20 protein-coding genes are annotated in these 20566 nt (G+C 32.9%); 4 read left to right on the top strand and 16 right to left on the bottom strand.

Annotated features, from left to right (window positions below; translation table 11 throughout):
* Positions 1-47: 47 nt before the first annotated feature.
* A complete protein-coding gene (locus OZP06_RS16590) occupies positions 48-2381 on the bottom strand; it encodes a UvrD-helicase domain-containing protein (RefSeq protein ID WP_281323997.1) in 2334 nt (777 codons plus the stop codon).
* Positions 2382-2721: 340 nt separating this feature from the next.
* Between OZP06_RS16590 and OZP06_RS16585 the strand changes: the two genes are divergently transcribed.
* Complete coding sequence (locus tag OZP06_RS16585) at positions 2722-3204, top strand: hypothetical protein (RefSeq protein ID WP_269222854.1); 483 nt, start codon at positions 2722-2724, stop codon at positions 3202-3204.
* 131 nt (positions 3205-3335) lie between these two features.
* Here the strand turns inward: OZP06_RS16585 and OZP06_RS16580 are convergent, their stop codons facing one another.
* The 9 genes from OZP06_RS16580 to OZP06_RS16540 all read right to left on the bottom strand — a co-directional run bounded on the left by OZP06_RS16580 (position 3336) and on the right by OZP06_RS16540 (position 10440).
* Positions 3336-4259, bottom strand: coding sequence for a polysaccharide deacetylase family protein (locus OZP06_RS16580; protein ID WP_281323996.1), 924 nt, complete (start codon positions 4257-4259; stop codon positions 3336-3338).
* A 19-nt stretch (positions 4260-4278) separates the two neighbouring features.
* Entirely contained in the window at positions 4279-5034 is a 756-nt protein-coding gene (locus OZP06_RS16575) for a LytTR family DNA-binding domain-containing protein (RefSeq protein WP_281323995.1), read from the bottom strand.
* A gap of 83 nt (positions 5035-5117) precedes the next feature.
* Complete coding sequence (locus tag OZP06_RS16570; protein ID WP_269222852.1) at positions 5118-6128, bottom strand: sensor histidine kinase; 1011 nt, start codon at positions 6126-6128, stop codon at positions 5118-5120.
* Between the two features lie 106 nt (positions 6129-6234).
* Positions 6235-6627 (bottom strand): hypothetical protein, encoded by a 393-nt coding sequence (locus OZP06_RS16565; protein ID WP_281323994.1) that lies wholly within the window; start codon positions 6625-6627, stop codon positions 6235-6237.
* Between the two features lie 80 nt (positions 6628-6707).
* A complete protein-coding gene (locus OZP06_RS16560) occupies positions 6708-7490 on the bottom strand; it encodes a hypothetical protein (RefSeq protein ID WP_281323993.1) in 783 nt (260 codons plus the stop codon).
* Positions 7480-8460, bottom strand: a complete 981-nt coding sequence (locus OZP06_RS16555; RefSeq protein ID WP_281323992.1) for a YHYH protein — start codon at positions 8458-8460, stop codon at positions 7480-7482. Before OZP06_RS16555 ends, OZP06_RS16560 begins: the two co-directional genes overlap by 11 nt.
* An 11-nt stretch (positions 8461-8471) precedes the next feature.
* Positions 8472-9152 carry an SCO family protein gene (locus OZP06_RS16550; RefSeq protein ID WP_269222845.1) on the bottom strand — a complete coding sequence of 227 codons (681 nt, stop codon included), beginning with the start codon at positions 9150-9152 and terminating at the stop codon, positions 8472-8474.
* The gene (locus OZP06_RS16545) at positions 9091-9660 is read right to left on the bottom strand and encodes a toxin-antitoxin system YwqK family antitoxin (protein ID WP_269222844.1); all 570 of its coding nucleotides are present in this window, start codon (positions 9658-9660) and stop codon (positions 9091-9093) included. Before OZP06_RS16545 ends, OZP06_RS16550 begins: the two co-directional genes overlap by 62 nt.
* A complete protein-coding gene (locus OZP06_RS16540; RefSeq protein ID WP_269222843.1) occupies positions 9661-10440 on the bottom strand; it encodes a YHYH protein in 780 nt (259 codons plus the stop codon). It lies immediately after the preceding gene.
* A gap of 336 nt (positions 10441-10776) precedes the next feature.
* On the opposite strand from OZP06_RS16540, the gene OZP06_RS16535 reads away from it, so the two are divergent.
* Positions 10777-11520 carry a TIGR00730 family Rossman fold protein gene (locus tag OZP06_RS16535; RefSeq protein WP_269222842.1) on the top strand — a complete coding sequence of 248 codons (744 nt, stop codon included), beginning with the start codon at positions 10777-10779 and terminating at the stop codon, positions 11518-11520.
* Between the two features lie 185 nt (positions 11521-11705).
* On the opposite strand, the gene OZP06_RS16530 is transcribed toward OZP06_RS16535, so the two are convergent.
* Positions 11706-12476: a TSUP family transporter gene (locus OZP06_RS16530; RefSeq protein WP_269222841.1), complete on the bottom strand. Its 771-nt coding sequence runs from the start codon at positions 12474-12476 to the stop codon at positions 11706-11708.
* A 193-nt stretch (positions 12477-12669) separates the two neighbouring features.
* Between OZP06_RS16530 and OZP06_RS16525 the strand changes: the two genes are divergently transcribed.
* Positions 12670-13191 (top strand): hypothetical protein, encoded by a 522-nt coding sequence (locus OZP06_RS16525; protein ID WP_269222840.1) that lies wholly within the window; start codon positions 12670-12672, stop codon positions 13189-13191.
* Between the two features lie 115 nt (positions 13192-13306).
* Here OZP06_RS16525 and OZP06_RS16520 read toward each other — a convergent pair whose 3' ends face one another.
* Positions 13307-15370 (bottom strand): M1 family metallopeptidase, encoded by a 2064-nt coding sequence (locus tag OZP06_RS16520; protein ID WP_281323991.1) that lies wholly within the window; start codon positions 15368-15370, stop codon positions 13307-13309.
* A 104-nt stretch (positions 15371-15474) separates the two neighbouring features.
* Between OZP06_RS16520 and OZP06_RS16515 the strand changes: the two genes are divergently transcribed.
* Positions 15475-16215, top strand: a complete 741-nt coding sequence (locus tag OZP06_RS16515) for a diphthine--ammonia ligase (RefSeq protein ID WP_269222839.1) — start codon at positions 15475-15477, stop codon at positions 16213-16215.
* A gap of 136 nt (positions 16216-16351) precedes the next feature.
* On the opposite strand, the gene OZP06_RS16510 is transcribed toward OZP06_RS16515, so the two are convergent.
* The 4 genes from OZP06_RS16510 to OZP06_RS16495 all read right to left on the bottom strand — a co-directional run bounded on the left by OZP06_RS16510 (position 16352) and on the right by OZP06_RS16495 (position 20550).
* Complete coding sequence (locus tag OZP06_RS16510) at positions 16352-17812, bottom strand: aminopeptidase P N-terminal domain-containing protein (protein WP_281323990.1); 1461 nt, start codon at positions 17810-17812, stop codon at positions 16352-16354.
* Positions 17813-18174: 362 nt separating this feature from the next.
* The gene (locus OZP06_RS16505; protein ID WP_269222838.1) at positions 18175-18720 is read right to left on the bottom strand and encodes a DUF1697 domain-containing protein; all 546 of its coding nucleotides are present in this window, start codon (positions 18718-18720) and stop codon (positions 18175-18177) included.
* A gap of 59 nt (positions 18721-18779) precedes the next feature.
* A complete protein-coding gene (locus tag OZP06_RS16500) occupies positions 18780-19226 on the bottom strand; it encodes a YhcH/YjgK/YiaL family protein (RefSeq protein WP_269222837.1) in 447 nt (148 codons plus the stop codon).
* Between the two features lie 241 nt (positions 19227-19467).
* Positions 19468-20550, bottom strand: coding sequence for a hypothetical protein (locus OZP06_RS16495; protein WP_269222836.1), 1083 nt, complete (start codon positions 20548-20550; stop codon positions 19468-19470).
* Between the last annotated feature and the right edge of the window lie 16 nt (positions 20551-20566).

Raw genomic sequence — 20566 nt, 5'->3', positions numbered from 1 at the left:
AAAGTTCAACTGAATTAAACTTAAAACCTTAAACCTGAAACATTTTCTTATCCAATAATATCCAATTTTGCAAAACGTAACAGCAATTTTTTTAAACCACCTACCTCAAATTTGATTTCTGCTTTTTTGTCAGCACCTACTCCTTCTAGTCCAATTACTTGTCCTTTTCCAAAACGTTCGTGCATAACAATATTTCCCGGAATCAATTTGTTGTCAAATAAATTAGCCGATCCTGCAGCAGTTGGATTACTGACTGATACTGGTTTAAGTTTTCTAATATTTAAATCCGGTTTTACTCCCCCTTCGGTCGTTGGAGGATTTCCCCCTATCGGTTTTGCCAATCGCAATTTTGATTTATCTACATCTCCAAAAATATCACTGTCAATCGTTGGCTTATAGCGGTAATTACTCTCTGCAGGAGTAAGATATTCGAGGTACTGACCATCAATTTCTTCAATAAAACGGGAAGGTTCACTATCTGTCAATTTTCCCCAACGGTAACGTGATTGAGCATATGTCAAATAGGCTTGATGCTCTGCACGTGTTAAAGCTACGTAAAATAAACGACGTTCTTCTTCTAATTCGCTTCGTGTACTCATACTCATGGCACTTGGAAACAAATCTTCCTCCATCCCTACCACAAATACATGAGGAAATTCTAATCCTTTCGCCAAGTGAATGGTCATTAAAGCCACACGGTCTTCATCACTGGTATCGTTATCAAGATCGGTTGCAAGAGCCACATCTTCCATAAATTCGGATAAAGCACCACGCGCGCCATCAATTTCTTTTTGCCCCTCTGTAAAATCTTTGATACCGTTTAATAATTCTTCAATATTTTGAATTTTTGCCATTCCTTCAGGAGTAGCATCTTTCTTTAATTCTTGAACTAATCCTGTTTTTTTGGCCACATGATCAGCTAGGTAAAAAGCATCTTGATTCTCATTAATTACTTGAAAACTTTGTATCATAGTCACAAAATCAAGCAATTTATGTTTTGTCCCTGCATTCAGTTTCAAATCAATGCGCTCTATGTTTAGCATTACCTCAAAAATGGATCTTTTGTAATGATTGGCCGCAATTGTTAGTTTTTCGATGGTTGTATTTCCAATTCCACGTGCTGGGTAATTGATAACACGAATCAAAGCTTCTTCGTCTTTTGGGTTAATCACTAATCGCAGGTAACACAATACATCTTTCACTTCTTTGCGTTGGTAAAAAGACAAACCACCATAAATACGGTATGGAATATCTCTTTTTCGCAATGCATCTTCCATGGCACGGGACTGCGCGTTGGTTCTGTATAAAATGGCAAAGGCACCATTATGTAACTGGTTTTTCATTTTTTGTTCCCAAATTGTGCTGGCAACAAAACGGCCTTCTTCATTATCGGTAATACTCCGATTTACTTTTATTTTTGGACCAAATTCATTGGCTGTCCAAACCACTTTATCCAGTTTTACTTTGTTTTTGTCAATAATAGTATTGGCTGCTTCTACAATATTTTTGGTCGAACGGTAATTTTGTTCTAGCCTAAAAGTTTTTACCCCTTCATAGTCTTTTTGAAAATTCAAAATATTATTGATATTTGCTCCACGAAAGGCATAAATACTTTGCGCATCATCTCCTACCACACAAATATTCTGAAATTTATCCGATAAAGCGCGAACAATCAAGTACTGAGAATGATTGGTATCTTGGTACTCATCTACCAATAAATAACGAAAACGGTTTTGGTATTTAGCTAGAACTTCAGGAAAACGAGTCAATAATTCATTGGTTTTCAATAATAAATCATCAAAATCCATTGCTCCAGATTTAAAGCAACGCTCGACATAATTTTGATATATTTCACCCATTCTAGGCTTTTTGCTCATGGCATCGGCCTCTTGTAAATCAAGGTCATTAAAATAGGCTTTAACTGTAATCAAACTATTCTTAAAGTTCGAAATTCTACTCAAAACCTGTTTCGGTTTGTACACATCCCGATCGAGTTGCATTTCCTTGATTATTCCAGAAATAGCTCTTAAAGAATCTTGTGAATCATAAATCGTAAAATTGGAAGGATATCCCAAATGCTCCGCTTCAGAACGCAAAATTCGAGCAAAAACAGAGTGAAAAGTTCCCATCCATAGATTTTTAGCTTCACTGGCTCCCACGATGTCCGAGATACGTTTCTTCATTTCTCGCGCTGCCTTATTGGTAAAGGTAAGGGACAAAATACTGAAAGGATCCACGCCTTGATGCATCAAATATGCAATCCTGATGGTAAGCACACGAGTTTTTCCTGAACCCGCACCAGCAATAATGATCATAGGACCATCCTTTTGCAATACAGGTTCACGTTGTGCCTCGTTAAGTTGTTCTATATATTTTTGCATGAAATAACTACTGTTTGATGCAAAAATAAGAATTTAAGAATGAATAAACGAGCCTTAACAGAATTCAAATAACATAATTTGGATAGCAGTTTTCTGTAGGTAGTTTTTAGATGGTAAACTCTTAATCCGAATACCGAAATTTACATTTGACCTTTGTATTCTAAAATTATCCATTTATGATTACATTGTTTTAAAATGCAAACAATTATAAAAAATATTCGTATCTATATTCATAGCTTTTTATCGTTATGATTTTCAATTAAATATAAAACAATAAACCCCAATTTTTTGTAAATTAGCAATGACTATTGTCACAATTATTAACTAAAAAATTATTACCATGAAAAAACTAGGTCTATTTTGTTTACTGTTGGTTTGCATTGGGCTCCAAAATTGTAAAAAGAAGGAGACACCAAAAGATATTGAAACTATCAAAGCTGGGGATGAAAAACCAATTAGTGTAACATGCTACAAAGCACTTTATGAACAGGATACAATTGATCTGAAAATGAATACTTTAAAAAATGGAAAAATAAATGGTGATATGGTAATGAAAATTATCGATATGCCTGAAAAATCAGGAAAAATCACTGGTGAATTTCATGGAGATACTTTATTTGTTGACTATACGTTTATTCAAGGAACCAACGATAAAAAAGTATTCAAAAATCCGATGGCATTGTTAAAAAAAGACAATCAGCTCATTTTGGGTAGTGGAAAAATTGAAACTTATTTAGGAAGGTCTTATTTTGTTAAAGATACTCCAATAGATTTTGAAAAAGTAAAATATAAATTTTCTACTGTGGAGTGCGCCATTAAATAATTAAAATTCAATTAGGTTTTATTAGTCCTAGCAATTTTTGATAGTTATCTGATTTTGCTAGGACTTTTTTTTTCGATTAAAAACTTATTTTTTGCATTGTAAAACATCCTACCGATGGAGAAATTCTGATATTAAGATAAGTTCATCGTAGTACCTGCCATAACTTTGAAAATGGTATTGTTTATTTTGATATAAACATTAATGGCGCTTGTATTGGTCACTATATTTTTATCTATCGAGAATTTCAGGTTTCTAAACGCATTGATATAATCAACCAAATCAATTTGTTTGGAGTAATATATTGCTTCATTATTGGCTAATACTTTAAAGAATTTTTCGGTTTCATTCCATTTGTTTTGGTCCGTTCCCATTTCCCAACTGTGTCCCCAAATATCTAATACAGCCAATTCTTTGGTTTGCAAAAAATCTTTAATAACGGTATAAAAATGTGCCATTTCTTGAGCATCTTTCTCTGGTTGGTTGGATTCCCAATACGCCTTCGCAAATTGATGCATCGTTGGAAACCATCTTAAAAAATCTTTTGGGATTTCAAAATTGTATGTATCTCCAACGGTTCTGGCGTATTCAATTCCCAGTCCATTCATGGCATCAATTACAAAATCGTTGGTATTACCAAAAGGATAAGCCATTCCTCTCACGGGATATCCCATCAAGCGTTCGAGCTCTTTTCGATCTTCTACAATTTCATAAATGACGTCTATCTTAGAAATATCAGGTAAATTGGGATGATTAGCCGTATGTACTGAAACTTCGTGACCTTTATAAAGATCCTTCATTTCAGTTCTATCAAGATAACTGGTTGTGCCTAGTTTGTTAGAATTTAAATGAAAAGTTCCCACAAGATGATATTTATTCATCAATTTTACCAATTGTCGGTCTTCGGTTCTGCCATCATCATAACTCAAAATTAGTGCTTTTGTTTTCCCTTCTGGAAAAAGTATTTCAATTCTGGTAGCACTTTTAGCAATTTCAGGATTGGTTTGAGCAACCGTAGAAAAAGCAATCAATAACAGTAATAGGGATATTTTTTTCATAAGTATATAATGTTTGTGTTTAATTATCCAACCATTTTTTGAAATCATTAACGCGATCCCGGCTTACAATTCTAGCATCAGTATCCAGAAATTTTGTAGCAATAGATAAGCGGCTGTTAAAATACGTACTGACTTTCTCTATCGAATGAATATTTAGGATTATTTTCCTGTTGATTCGGAAGAAATTTTTGGGTTGCAACATTGTTTCTAGTTGGTCTAAGGTATAATCAATAAGATGGTGATTTCCTTTTTTCGTAACTAAAAAAGACAAACTTTCTTTGGTTTCAAAATGATGAATTTCATCAATTGGAATAGTATCAATGGTTTGACCAGATTTGACTAAAAAACGTGTTTTAAATTCTTTATTCAGTTGTTGATACGCTGTTGCAATACTCGAAATAAGATCTTTGTTTCCTGATTTTTGTTGCTTTTTAAATTTCGCTATAGCAAATTCTAATTCTTGTAATCCTATGGGTTTTAGCAAATAATCAACGCTGTTTTGCTTAAAAGCTTGAATGGCATAATTATCGAAAGCGGTGGTAAAAATAACAGGAATATCTAGATTTATTTGATTGAAAATCTCAAAACTATTCCCATCCGCCAGATGAATATCCATGAAAATTAAGTCGGCATTTAAGCCTTCTCGGAAAGCTGCTACCGAAGTTTTAATCGTATCGAAATACTCCATTACAATTATAGCTGGGTCTATTTTCTGCAAGAGAACCGTCAAATGTTCTGCTGATAATTTTTCGTCTTCAATAATGACAACTTTCATCTGGTTCTATTTATTGTTTTTTATTGGTCGGATGGAATGTCCAGTTCCTCTTATTTTTTTGACTAATTAATGCAATTGGCATTTCATCTTCTTTGGATTAAAGGTAAAATTACTTTAAAAATTTTGCCGTTGTTAGAAATGATAACTTTGTCATCAGTAAAAAATGAGTAGCGTTTTTCTATATTTTTCAAACCTGTTTTTGTGCTGTCGGCAACGTTGCTTCTTGGCAAAATGGGGTTTTCGATTATTAATGAATTGTTCTCCGTGTAAATTAAAACTTTCAACGGATTGGCTTGCGAAGTTTCGTTATGCTGAATGGTATTTTCGACCAGCATTTGCAAACACATTGGTAATAGAAAATCATTTTTCTTGCTTTCTTCTATTTTTATTTCAAAAAGTATACTTTCTTCAAATCGAATTTTTCGCAGATAGATATAATGATTTATAAAATCCAATTCTTCTTTTAAGGGTACTAATTCTGAATTTTTATTATCCAAAACATAACGATAGACTTTGGATAATTCATTGATAAAATGAGCGGCTTTGTCTTGATTTTTATAAACCAACGAAGTCAAAACACTGAGATTATTGAACAGAAAATGCGGATTCAATTGATTTTTTAAATTTTCCAATTGTGCATTGGCACTTTCTGTTTTGTATTTTTCGACTTCAAGCAAGCTATTTTTTAAGGCATTAAAAAACTCAGTTCCGATTTTTATGGATAAAAGTGCAAGAGTAAAGAGTATGGCTGGAGGAAATATTTCCATCATTTTACGATCGATAATCCTACCATCACCAAATCTTAATTGATGAAGCGTATACATCAATGTAAATAAGGTAATTGAGGTAAAAATAACCGAAAGAAAACTCTGAACAATCAACCTTTTTTTAGCATTTTCAATCCAAGGATGTCTCGTATTTAGAAAACCGTCGATAGCTTCATTTCCTTGCCAAATAATCAGTACAATTGCTGTAATAAATACTAAATCCCACTCAAAAAAATCCTCAATCCGAAAAAAGACAATTTTAAAAAAGAGTGTTATTGCAACCGCAATCCCTAATTTTTGTGTTATTTTAAATTTTGAATTCTTCATTTTTTTCTTGAAACTGCAATTTATAAATAAAATTTGTAAAGAAATCTGGTTTACAGATTAGTTATTTATTGAAAACCTATTTTGTAGTCGTTTGTTAAGCTGTTTTTTACTTGGGAGGATTTCCTTCGTGTGGTGGACGAGTCGATTTTTCGAGTTCGAGATACTTTACAAATACATTTTCAGGGATGACTTTTTTTACTTTGGAATCTCTAATTTTTGCAAGTGCCTCTACTTTCGGTTTTTCCGGCATACGGGGTGGATTAGATTTAAAATCAATTAACTTATCCATTTCTGTAAAAAACTCCTTGTAGGCAACACTTATTTTTGCCGTTTGGTTTTTGTCGAGTTGGAGTGGTTGACAAATTTTTTCGTTTACCATTTTTAATCGTTCTTCAATGGTGGGGGGTTTACGTCCTTTGCCATCAGCTTGGGGCTGGGCAAAGCAAAAACCTGTAAATAACACAGTAAATAAGGTAGTTGTTACAATAATTGATCTCATAATTATTTGATATTTAATTGGTATTGATTTTGGCTCTAAAATTTTACTATAGTATTTGTTATCAGTGGTCTAACTTTCTTTTAAATCCAATTTTGAAACCTCGCCTTAATTAGGGCTGTTTGCGATAGTTTATCGATCACAATTCCGCGAATATTCTGCTTGTTATTTTGAGCAAATGTAGCAGTAGAAAGGAACAGAAGAAAAAGTAATTTTTTCGCCCCAAGTGTAGGCTTTATTCGTTTGAAAAATAGCACAATACTTAACAGTAGCACTATTAATAAACCCCAAAAAAATAAAGGCGACATTGCTTTGTCTGAATTTGCAGCTGTTGATTTCCATTTCCCATTTTCTAAAACCAAATTAATTTCTTGCTTATTTTCGTTATTCAAAACGAAAAGTTGGTTGGGCAAGCCTTTTTTTAAAATAATCAAGGAGCTCTGATTGTGTGGAATATCCATAAAAAGTGTATTTTTAAAATACATCGATGTGATTTTTTTTGGAAAACCAAATACCTCTGCTACCAATTTAGTTTCATGTCCTAACAAAACTTGTGGTTTACCAAATTTAAGCGTGTCTTTTGCATTACAAATAAACAAAACACTTTTGTTGAAATGGGCTATTACTAATGCTCGGAATTCTTCGGGTGTTTTGTATGCATTTTTTGAATATTTATAATCAACCTCACCTTCAAAAGCGGTTAATGAACTGTAGAACTGCAAAAAGCATTTCCCTGTTTCATCTTGATAAATCATTACGGTTGACAAATCCGGCTGATGTGCAAATATTGAAAAACTATAAAAAAGGAACAGAATTCTAATTGTATATTTTTTCGTTGTTTTGGGATTAAAATAATTAGTTAACATAAGCTCCTTTCAAACAATTAATAAAATTATTTGCTCCAGCTTTGTCTACATGATAATGATATCCTCTTATTGCATCACTATGTCCTCTGCATTCATCGAGATCGGTTGATTCAGCTCCTTTTGTATCCAGTCTTGCATACAATCCATGACCATCAATTGCATAACCAATCATAGGTGCATGTCCATCCGTTTGGGCAATTTCTTTCGATTTTCCATTGGCTGCATGATAATGGTAACCCGCTCCCAAATTGATATGTCCACCGGCATCGTCAAATGGTGCTAGTGTATATGCTGCCAAAATAATGCTAACCGGTGCCGGAGCATCAAATCGAACTCCGTTAAAAGCAATTCCTCTTAGACTAGGTCCAGAAGATTGTGGCCCCATTCCGAATTGTATGGAATTAGTTAGTTTAACAGGACTTACTGGGAGATAATAGGTTTGAGTTAAATTAGCAACGTACGAAGGTAAACATTCCACACAAAAATTTTTGTATTCTGGTCCTACACTTGGGTTTGCTGCTGCCTGGCATTCGGCTTGTGTTTTGGTTTTAATCACTTCGCCTGTACTACTTTTGTACATCATCCAAGTAGGATCAGAAAAAAAAGTGGCTAAATTTTTTATAAATGCACCATCCACATCATATACATTTCCGTCTTTTAACCAAATTCCACCAGCATCTGCTCCATCCGAAATATTTGTGGGACACCATGGACCCATCGCATGATCAGTGGGAGTACCTTTGCTAACAATTTTATAACAATCCACAGTTGTTCCATTTGAGAGTGTCTTGGAAACAATACTTATTGGTTCCGCTAATCCTGCAAGAATAAAATTATCCGAATTTACTTTTACAACGGTGCTAACAGTTGTGTCAACTGCATTTTCACTGTCTTTGCTACATCCGAAAGTAATTAATACTATTACAATTAGCACTGCTATTTTCTCGATTTTAAATTTTTTGTTTTTCATATTAAGTTTTTTTAGTAAGTTTCTTTTTCTAAAGTTTTAATATCGTCTAGCATTTGTTGCATTTCCAATTCCAAAGTTCCGTTGTAAATGCCTCTTATTCTTTTGGTTTTATCCACCAAAATAAAATGTTCTGTATGCAGGAATTCCGAGCTGTCTTTACTAAAACCAATGTCTTCTTCGGCAAAATAGGATTTGCGGGCCAAAGTGTAAATGTCATTTTTAGAACCCGTCAGAAAATGCCAATTTGGATTCGATATTTCATTTTTAGCTTTATAATTTTTTAATACAGTCGGTGTGTCAATCCAAGGCGTAACCGAATAGGAGAGCATTACAATATTGGAATGGAATTTTAGGCTGTCGTTTACAATTTTTAAGTTGGTTGTCATTTTTGGGCAAATGCTGCCACAGGTCGTGAAGATAAAATTGGCAATGTGAATTTTCCCTTCAATCGATTTTTGAGAAATCAGAATACTATCTTGATCCCAAAAAGAAAAATTAGCAATCGTGTGTTTGATTTTAGATTCCATTTCGGATTTATCGGTAAGGAATATTGGCGTGAAATCGGGCTCGTTATAATAAGGTAAAGCAATGGCTTCGGCTTTTTTATTCGAACAATTAACCAATATTAAACTACTGAACAACAAAAACACTATCCGATACATTTTTACAATTTTTAGTTCCCAATAAACCATATCTTTTTCCTTTTATAATTACATAGTTGGCTCTAATTTTGCCATTGTCATACCATAATTTTTGACTTCCTTCTTCCTGACCGTCTTTGAAATGTGCCAAATGAATTAATTTTCCATCGAACGTCCATTCGCTCAATTCGCCTTCATATCCATCATTTTTGGCAATGAATTCAAACCGTTTGTTTCCGTTTTCCCAATAAGCCAATTGTTTTCCGTTCTTTTTCCCATTGAAATAAAAACGTGATTCCATCAGTTGTTTGTTGGGATACCATTTTTGGCAAACGCCACTCAATTGACCGTTGATAAAACCTTCTGAAGAAATAGTATCTTGATTGGGATATAATTCAAATAAAAAACCGGAATATTTTTCTTTATTTAAATAGACAACATCATTCAAAACCGTAATTTCTTTGGATGATTTTAGGCTATAGATTTTAGGTACTTTTGACTCATTCTTGGAACAGGAACAAGCCAAAAGAAACAGAAAATAAATTTTGAAAAATTTCATTTATTGTGAAATAGTTCCAGGTGTTCCGTAAAATCCGTTTCCGTTTAAATAGGGTGCTTCATCGGTAAAATGGTAATGATAAATACCATTTGGATAATCAACAGTTGCGTGAGTATGACCGTGATAAACATCTAAAGCGGCATTGGTAACCACCGTTCCGTTCTCTTCTTGTGGGCCATAAACAGGAAAACCATCCAATAAAAATCCTATCAAACCCGATTTTGTCGATTTTACAGTAGTTAAATACAAAGGCTCCACGTGATAATGATACACTCCTTGTTGTTGTGGATGTCCATAATATTTGTCGAAAGTGGCAATTTCGCCTGTCAAAGCTTGGTTGTTAGGTCCTGCATATTGGTTGAAAAGCGCCACTCCATTTATAGCTACACCAATTGCACCTAAAGGCGTAGCAGCATGTGTCGAAGCCACTACAGGATTTAATGGTATTTTGATTGTAGCGGTTTGTTCAATTATCGAATTTGGATTTTTGACAAAAGTATTACCACCAAAAGTGGTTCCAGAATAGGATTCGTATAAGGCATTAGTTGTTGGATAATAAGCACTTTTATGATCTGGCAGATCTTTTGTTTTAATGTAAATATAGGTTCCATCACTGGTAATGCTGGTCGCTCCATATATTTTTTTGTAAACAGATGGGATTTCAGTTGTTGCTGTGGTTGTATTTGTTATGGTATCTTCGCTGTCATTATTACTGCAACTTATAATGCTGCCAAAAGCAATTCCAATTACTAACAAAGCACTCATTTTTATATTTCTCATACTTGAATATTTTAAAGTTTATTCAAAAGTATTTCTTGTATTCGCTTCTAAAAAGTTAGTTTTGGTTGAGTTGTAGAAAAATCGTGTTGAGTCGTTATAAAGACACAGTTTGCAAAATTTGCAAAGGTAGTTTCGAGAATTTTTTTTTTGCAATCCTAACAAAGCAAACTGACAATGTTAATTAAGCACTTTCTTCATTGAATGGGCGTTAATTCGGGTCAAATTTTTGTCAAGTCTAAATTGTGACGACTTTCAAAACAATAATAAAAAATTAATCTTAAATACTTCATCGTCTAGTTGTTATAAAATAAACTATTTAATAACTTTATGGTTGCCATGAAAAAGCTGTCACAATACCGACTATCCAAAGACGAATCGGCTTTCGTCCAAGGACCTTTGTCTCGTTTTAAGGAGTTGGTTTTTACTTTCAAGGTACAATATAACTTTATCAAGGCTTTTCGTAAAATGCACTTTATTGGGCCTTGTGTCACGGTTTTTGGGTCGGCACGTTTTGGTCCGGAGATGGATCATTATCAGGATGCGGAACGAATTGGAGCTGCAATGGCAAAGCTGGGTTTTACCGTAATGACTGGTGGCGGCCCCGGTATTATGGAAGCTGCCAATAAAGGCGCTTATGAAGCAGGTGGCTATTCTGTGGGTTGTAATATTGTACTTCCCGTGGAGCAAAAACCAAATCCGTATCTCCACAAATGGATTTATATTCCGTATTTTTTTGTTCGAAAAGTGATTCTTGTGAAATATTCCTTCGCCTTCATAGTGATGCCTGGCGGAATTGGCACTTTGGACGAATTGTTTGAAGCCCTGACTTTAATTCAAACCAAAATAATTGCCGGATTTCCCGTCGTGATTTTTGATACTGAATATCATAAAAATTTGTGTGAACATATTGATATGATGGTGCAACACGAAAGCATCAGTCCTGCAGATTTGCAATTATTGTTTGTAACGGATTCCGTTCCCGATTTGGTAGCGCATATCGAAAATCACGCCATTAAAAAGTTTGGACTGAGGAAGATTCAGTATAAACCAAAATGGTGGTTTGGAGAGCGTAGCAGGTAATGTATTTGTTTTTTCTTTTTGGAGTAGTAAGGCAATTGGGTGATTTAGCAGAGCTTTCCTAGAATTAAATAGAATTTGTTTTTTTTTAGAAATACTTCGGGGAGTGGGTTTTCAATAAGAATGTAGTTATAGTAGTTTTCTAATGATAAATCTAGGTTTAAGTCTACTTTCAAAATAAGTTTTAATTATTTTTTTAAAAACACATCGTAAGCAAATCGAATTAATGTACCTAATACAACGACTAAAAAGAAGATTCGGATGAATTTATTACCTCGATTGATGGCTATTTTGGCCCCTATCCAACCACCAGTTGCATTACTGGCAGCCATCGGTAAGGCGATAGCCCAGATGATTTTACCTTTGAGCATGAATAAACAGATAGAACCAAAATTTGTTGCCAGATTTACCATCTTGGCATTGGCAGAAGCGTGCAAGAAGTCAAATCCCATTAAGGCGATAAAGGCAACAACAAGAAAGCTTCCCGTGCCAGGACCAATAAATCCATCGTAAAATCCTACCACAATACTGATTCCAACGCCATTCAAAATTTGGGTTCTTGGAGAAATATCTCTAACTTGATGTTGTCCAAAATTTTTCTTTGCATAAGTATAAATTGCCAATAAAGAAAGAACCACCAGTAATAATGGTTTCATGAAATCATTGCTCACATAGGTTAATACTGTCGACCCCAAAAAGGCAGCTGGAAAGGCCAAGAGCATCATGATAATGAGGATTCGCCAATTGATTGTGACTTTTTTCATGTATTGATAAGCGGCGAATGAAGTACCACTAAAGGCTGGAATTTTCAAGGATCCTATCACTGTAGATACGGGAAGATTAGGTAATAAGATAAGTCCCACCGGAGTTTGTATGAGACCGCCACCACCTACAATTGCATCAATAAAACCTGCGAAAAAAGCAGCTAAACAAAGTAAAACGATGATGTAGGTCTCCATATAATTTGAATTCGATTTGGTATTTCTCTCTTGCAGATTAACTTAGAAAATAAGATTTTTTTTTAAAACTTTACGGTTGTTCGATTTTAAGACAGATAACAAAAATACTATTCCACATTCTATTATTGCAAAAAATTAGCTATTGATTTCGTTTCAAAAACATTATTTTTGCTTTTTTAAAAAATAGAACAAAATGGATATTTCAAAAATACTAGAATTATTGAGTTATACTTTACCCGCAATTATCACAGGGATGGTTGCTTATTACTTTTTTAATTTACATACCAAAAATGAAGAAGGAAGGCGTCGCTATTTATTGATGAAAGACGGGCAAAAAAACTCCATGCCTTTGCGTTTACAAGCTTACGAGCGTATGACCCTGTTTTTGGAACGCATTAGTCTTTCTAATTTACTGACTCGTATTTCTCCTATTTCGACCGACAAAAATGATTACGCCAATTTTGTTATTGCTCAAATCGATCAGGAATTTGAACATAATTTGGCACAACAAATTTATATGACCGATGAGTGTTGGACAATTATTACGACTGCCAAAAATGCTACAATCCAAATGATTCGAAAAGCGGCTATGAGTCCAATTGTAAATAATGCGGATCAATTGAGAGAAACTTTGTTGAATGATTTACTAGAAAGGCAAACGCCAAGCAATGCAGCTTTGGGTTATATCAAAAAAGAAGTGAGCCAGATGTGGTAATTTTAGTTGCTTAGATTCTAAGAGGCTAAGTTTCTAAGTTTTTGTTTTAGAAACTTAGATTTTTTTTGTTCTTTTATAAAATTCTTATAGTCATAGTAACTTAGAATCTTAACCTCTATTCTTTAAGTAATCGATCCAATTGAAATTGTTCTTTTTCATTCAAACTAGGCAATATCGTTTGAAAAGAAGTTCTAATTTCAGGATTTTTTAATAATACTCGAATATTTTCTCTCCCAAATTTTGAAAATTGCCACATATGGTGCGTGGTGGCATTGACTAAATTTTTTAAAATTGCTTCATTGATTATATTGAAATTAATTAAGTATTCTAAAGCATTTTGTCTGGTTGTAGCTTCATAATTGGGAGAAGAATAATTGACCAATTCCTGAATGAATTTTTCTTTATTAACACTATATTCGGGTGTTGAAATGGCTAATGATAACCATAAAATCCTCAAATTTAAATCATTAAATCCGATCCAGTTTTTTGATTTGTCTAAATACACATTTCTTTTATTTCCAAAATTATTCCATAAATTATACAATGCGAATTCTTGAGTTTGATACGACTTATCATCGAGTAACGTTTCATATTCGATTCTGAATTCTTCAGGTATTTTTTGAAGAGTACTTGCCACGGCCTGACGAACTTGAATGTTTTGAGTTTTCAACGCCAGTCCCAATAATTGCTTTTTGTCTTCAAAGTTCTCTTTCATAAGTTGGCCTACAATTGCTTCTTTTACGGTGAAAAACACATTAGATTGCAATGTTTTTTCGAAAAAGTTATATTTCTCTGCCAATGGTTTGTTTCTGAGTTTATCAACTTCAAGTTGTACTTGCATTGCTTTGTTTTTGGCTAATAATGTATTGGCTACTTCGCTATTAAAACCAGAAGATTCTAGCCATACTTTACTGAAATTTGCCAAATCATAATCAGAAACTTTCTTAATCTCGTCAAAGAAATTTTGTGTAGTTACATTTTGGTAAGCATACTTATTCAGATAACTTTTTACCGCTTTTTTGAAGGCTTTCTCCCCGATTCCATCTCTTAAAACGTGTAATGCCCAAGCTCCTTTTTGGTAAAATGACAGAGAGCTGGCTTTAGCATTCAACACCGGAATGGTATCCGTTTTGGAGGCCTGTTTGAGTTGCATGGATGATTCGTATAATTTGGAATAAAAATAATCCTCCCCGTAGATTTCTTTTTCGGCTAGCAAAGCATAATAGGTGGCAAAACCTTCCTGAAGCCAATGATCTTTTCCGCTTTGAGCAGTTATTAAATCGCCAAACCATTGATGTGCTAATTCATGTGCATTAACATTGGTATAACTTCTATCTTCAAAACCAACTTCATCGACTACATAACGGGTTGTAAATAAAGTTGCACTAGTATTTTCCATACCAGCATACAGAAATTCTGAGACAGGAATTTGTCTATAAATTTTCCAAGGGTACTTCACTCCTATTTCTTTTTCCAAATAATCAAAAATTTCCTTAGAATAGCGATAAGTAGGTTCTTGTTTGCTAATGTCTTTTGGATTAATGTACATATCTAATGGAATTCCAGATTTAGATTTTTGGTGGCTTTTGTTAAAATTTCCTATTGCAATCATCAACAAATACGAACTCATTGGTTTTTTCATTTGGTAACTCCAATGTGTCATGTCTTTTTCGTTATATTTTTTTTTCAAAACTCCATTGGACAAAATTTGGTATTTAGAATCAAATATTATTTCCATATTAAAAATTACTTTTTCGTTGACATCATCAAAACTAGGAAACCAATGACTGGTATATTTTCCTTGTCCTTGTGTCCAAATTTGTAAGTTTTGGGTTGTTTCTGAACCTACAAAATACATTGTTTGTTTGGGTTTGGCCTGGTATGAAAACTGTAAGTGATTTTTGCCTTTGTGGAAAGGATAAATCAGCAATAATTCTTTTCCGTTGGTTACAAAAGGAATCTTTTTGTTGTTTAGTTCCACTTCAGAAAATGTCATATTTTGTGCATCAATTTTGATGGTGTCAATCGGTTTTAAGACTTTAAAAACATAGGAAACTGCGCCTGTAACACTTTTTGTATTTGGATTGACACTTATTTTACCGTTAACAGTTTTGAAATCAACCGATTTGGTTTGTTGTGCAAATGTAAATAGAGATAGAAGCAGGAAAAGGTATTTCATTATAATTAAATTTGGTACTAAAGATATTCAAAGTTACAAAGGTTTGATTAACAAATCGAACATAATTTGTAAGTTTACTGCCAAAATAAACTAATATAATACCATTGAAAAAGAAAGCCTTATTTAATTGGAGCAGCGGTAAAGATTCTGCTCTAGCATTATACAAAATCTTGCAAGGAGAAGAATTTGAAATTCACTGCTTATTAACCAGTGTAAACCAACAATTTCAGCGTATTTCTATGCATGGTGTTCGAGTAGAATTATTGAAACAACAAGCCAAAAGCATTGGATTGCCACTTGAAATAATGCAAATTCCCGAAATGCCAACTATGGAAGTGTACGAAGCAGTTATGCAAACTACACTTGCCAAATTAAAGGAACAAGGTGTAACGCATTCCATTTTTGGCGATATTTTTCTAGAAGATTTAAGAAAATACAGAGAAGATAAATTGGCTGAAATAGGTTTTGAAGGCGTATTCCCGTTATGGAAAGTTCCTACCCAAAATTTGATTCAGGAATTTATTGCATTGGGATTCAAAACTATTGTAGTTTGTGTCAACGTGCGTTTTTTGGACAAGAGTTTTGTTGGTCGCATCATCGATCAGGATTTTATTAATGATTTACCCGAAAATGTTGATGTATGTGGTGAAAACGGTGAATTTCATACGTTTACTTTCGATGGACCGATATTCTCCAAGCCCATAGATTTTGAAATTGGTGAAACCGTATATCGTAAATATGAAAAACCAGAAAACAAAGAGAAAACTAATACGGCATGTGATACATCAGCTTCTGATGCCTTTGACTTCGGGTTTTGGTATTGTGATTTGTTGAATAAGCAGTAATTAAACCCTTTTTGTATTTGAATATTTGGCTCTTTAAAACGATAAAAGAGTTGTATTATATAGAATTTTAAAAAATAGAAACCATAACTGATAATGAAGAAATGGTTTCTATAGTGTTATAATTAAGATTTAAAACTTAATCTATTTCAGGTAAAATAAAATCATTCAAAACACTTTTTTCAGACATGAGAGCCTCTATTTTATTTGATTTTCTAGGTGCAATTTCAGATAAGTTTATTGGACTTCCATTAGTTACTAAAATATTGTCTTCTATTCGAACAGCAATTCCCCACCATTTTGGATCGCAATTACTGCCAATCGGAATATATATCCCGGGTTCAACTGTAACCACCATATTTTTTTCAAATGTTAAAAATAAACCAGGATCATGAACATCTAGTCCAATATGATGTGTTGTTCCATGTGGGAAGTATTTTCTAGAATCTTCTGCTTTTTTAATAATGCCCAATTGTAATAATCCATTTGTAATCACTTTTCGCGCTGCCTGATCGGATGCTGTAAAAACATTTCCAACTCGTACTGATTCAATTCCTTTTTCTTGTGCTTCGTAAACCAAATCATAAATTATCTTTTGCTCTTCAGAAAATTTACCATTGGCAGGAATAGTTCGGGTTAAATCGGCAGTGTAACCATGATATTCAGCACCAAGATCCATTAATACGAGTTCGTTTTCAACTTTGATTTTACTGTTTTCACTATAATGTAATACGCAACCATTATTTCCTGCACCAACTATTGATGGGTAACCCTCATATTCGCTTCCATATTTTTTGTAAATAAATTCATGAACACCTTGAATTTCTGCTTCAGACATTCCTGTATGCATGGCTTTCATTATTTCGCGTTGTCCCATTGCAGAAATTCGAATGGTTTTTGTTAATAATTGAATTTCTTCATCGGATTTTATTTCACGCAAACTGGCCATGTACGTATTTAAAGTTTTTGTATCTATCTTTGCTTTTTTAGGTACAATTCCATTACTATTTGTATTATTCGTTTCCAAATTTGTAGAGTACCCAATTTGTTTTTTAAATGAATTTACTAATTTAAAAATATCAGCTTCTTCATTTTTTAAATCGCGGTAATCTTCTTTAAATTCTGTAAAAAACACATTGTCAAAGCTATAAAAATTTACACTTTCCTTTAGAAATTCTTTTCCATTGAGAGCATTGTCAAATCCTAATTTTTTTACGGCACCTTCAATTCCTAACCGTATACCGGTCCATTGTTCTGCTTTTGGATTTTTTTCTTGAATATATAATTGTTCGTTATAAATTTTACCAAATTTATCAGTTTGTTTATCTGAAAAAATCAATAAAACACAGTTTGATTCTTTATAACCAGTTAAGTAATAGAGGTTTGGATCCTGATGATACACAAAATCGACATCATTGGCTCTGTTATGTATTGGATTTCCAAAAAATACTGCTACACTATTTTTCGGCATTTTTTTACGCAATGCTTCTCTTCTTGCTTTATGAAATTGAGGTGTTAAATAATCATTAGGATTGCCATTTTGTGATATTGCTGTATATACAATTGTGATAATTAGGATGATAGAAAATTTGATTTTCATTTTAATTGGTTAACTATTAGTAGAGAGGTTTTTTTGTTAGAAAAAATGTAAATATATATATTTTTAGTTATGATTTTTTTCTAAAGAAATGATTTTTGAAATATCACTCAAAAAAAAAAGAGAACAATAAAGTAGCTATACTTTAAAGTTCTCTTATAAGAATGTGCAATAATTGAAATTAACCAAACATCAATTTATTAGCCAAACTCTCTAAACGTATCTTGTTTGAATACTTTTGTGTATTCCAATAAAAAATACAGGTATTTTGAATAGAATAATTAAAACTCAGTTTCAAAATATTTAGTTTAGTTAATAGTATAGATGGCATAATTTGTAAAAGGTTGCGTCAATTTTTATAATTATTATTTTTCTTCATAAATTTTAAACAACTGCGACACAGTATTCCAATTGCGAATAGTTGCCGTTACATTCAGTTTTTTCTCGATGTATTTTTGATCAAATCTTGTTTTTCCCGCTCCTACAGCATACTTAATAAAAATTCGATTTTCATCAATATGTGCTTCATCGGGTTTTACCTGACTCATTTTTAAATCATTGATAGAATCACTTCGCAACGCAATGGAAGTAAAAGCTACATATAATTTTTTAGTGTCAACATCTTTCTCTTTCAGAAATGGATTGTTTTTGAGACTTTTTTCTAAATCCGATTTTCCAATTACAACAATAGGAACTTCATGACCAAAAGCTTTGAAGATTTCTTGTTTGATTTGAAAACCCACTTTTGCAGCATTTTCTTCTTCGGTATCCACAAAAACATTTCCGGATTGTATATACGTTTGCACATTCTTGAAACCAATAGCTTCTAAAGTTGCTTTCAAAGCGTCCATTTTCATCATATTGTGCCCTGAAACATTGATGCCACGAAGAAGTGCGAGATGAGTTGTCATTTTTTTATTTTTAGAATTGTAAAAGTATTGTGTTTATAAGGAACTATATAAAAAGTTTATTAAATTTTTACCTTTACCACCACTTTTTTTACTTTCGAAATTTGATCTGCTTTTACACTAGGCCTGTGAAGATCTTCTGGAAAAAACAACGTAAACATTCCTTCCTCTACTCTAAACATTGACGTTTCTCCTTGATAGAAAGTATAATCTTTTTCTAAATTTTCTTCCACAACCTCCTGATTTGTTAAAGGAGTAAATCCCATAAGTTCGACCCCCTGAATAACATATTGAATGTCAGTGTATTTATGATGTCCTTCCAGAACACAATCTTGAACTTCTTTGGTATCATACTCCTGAACGATTGCAAAAATATCTTCGTTGTCAATTTCGTATTTGCCAGGTTCTATTGCTACTAAATCAGTGTTTGTAATGAATTCAAATCCTTTGGCCAATCTTTTGGTAAGGGTACTGTATAATCTGTAGTTTTCTATTTTGTCAATAACCATTATTTTCGGGTGTGTTTTTTTAATTTAAATCTATTTTGGTTTGCTAAAGTCTATTGGCAAAAATAAGGTTTCTTTTTAGAATAGTATTGCTTGTACTTTCATCTTTTAAATTCAATATTTTTTTTAATTACTTAATTTTCTGCAGATAATCCTGAATAATTTTATAATCTTTATTTTTAACAATTATTCGAAAATCGCCTTTGTCCAAAATTAAATCTAATTTTTCATCTTTATTCGTTATTTAAATAACATCAGCTGGAATTCCTTCTTGCTCGAATTCATCCTTTCGATAAGCCATAACTAGAACAGGATATTCTGAAATTGAATTGGTAGTGAAATGAAAAGCTTTTCTTTGTCCATCTAATATAAGCCAATTTGGTCTTTGATTGATATACGTACTTACTGGGAAAATAATGCTACAATCTCCTCTTTCACTCCCAATTTTACCATTATACAATTTTCCTTGAGCATTTACCATTATTGAAGGTTTTTTTATATCAGCCATTTGAATATAAGGAGTATTAAATTTTAAATCTCCCTTTTCAGAACATGGTATTTGGTCAATTGTAAACGGATTGATTCCTGTTAAATCATGTACTCTAGAAGCCATTGCTTTTTCCCATTCTTTTATACCTGGAATTCCTTCGTTGAGATGATCATAACCGCAGTGAATCAAAAACTTTGCATTGGGGTTTTTGACCATTACTTTTGCAATATTTTCTGCTTCTTCAATTTCTCTATCCTTTTGTGTTTTGCCTTTGACCCATTTATATTCATAATTGAATAAAGTAAAACCTACATCCAATGCTTCTTTGATTAAATTTGCATACTGAGATTCATGGATATACATACTTCCACTCTTTAAAACAGGGAATTTTCTTCGATTTATTAATGTGTCTGCAAGTGCTTCAATTCCCAAAAAACGGTATCCATTTTTATATAATCCTTTTAATAATGATTTAGTGAATACCCTATGTCTGGAATTATTGTGAGCTTCATTAATTATGATAAGCTTTTCATTTTTTGAACAATTTAAAATATATTCTTTAGCATCTTGAGGTTTAAATTCTTTAAAATAAGAACTGTCTTGAGCAGTAAGGGAAGGTACTTTTGACATCGTTTTGTCCCATGTTTGCAATGCCTTTCTATAATTTCCGCATATTGAATAATAAGTTGCTCCATATTGAAATCTCCATGGAACAGTGTCTTTTTCCATACAAGTCTCAATATCGCCAGAGAATTTATAGTTTTCTTTACTTACTTGAGCGTTTAAATTGATGATGAAGATAAGCAAAACTAATACAGTGGTTAGGGTTAATTTCATTTAGGTTATTATATTA

It is taken from the genome of Flavobacterium sp. IMCC34518 (genome assembly GCF_027111095.2).
GTDB classification, from domain to species: domain Bacteria; phylum Bacteroidota; class Bacteroidia; order Flavobacteriales; family Flavobacteriaceae; genus Flavobacterium; species Flavobacterium praedii.
The sequence above is the reverse complement of the archived record's forward strand: the minus strand, read 5'-3'. Positions and strand labels throughout refer to the sequence as shown.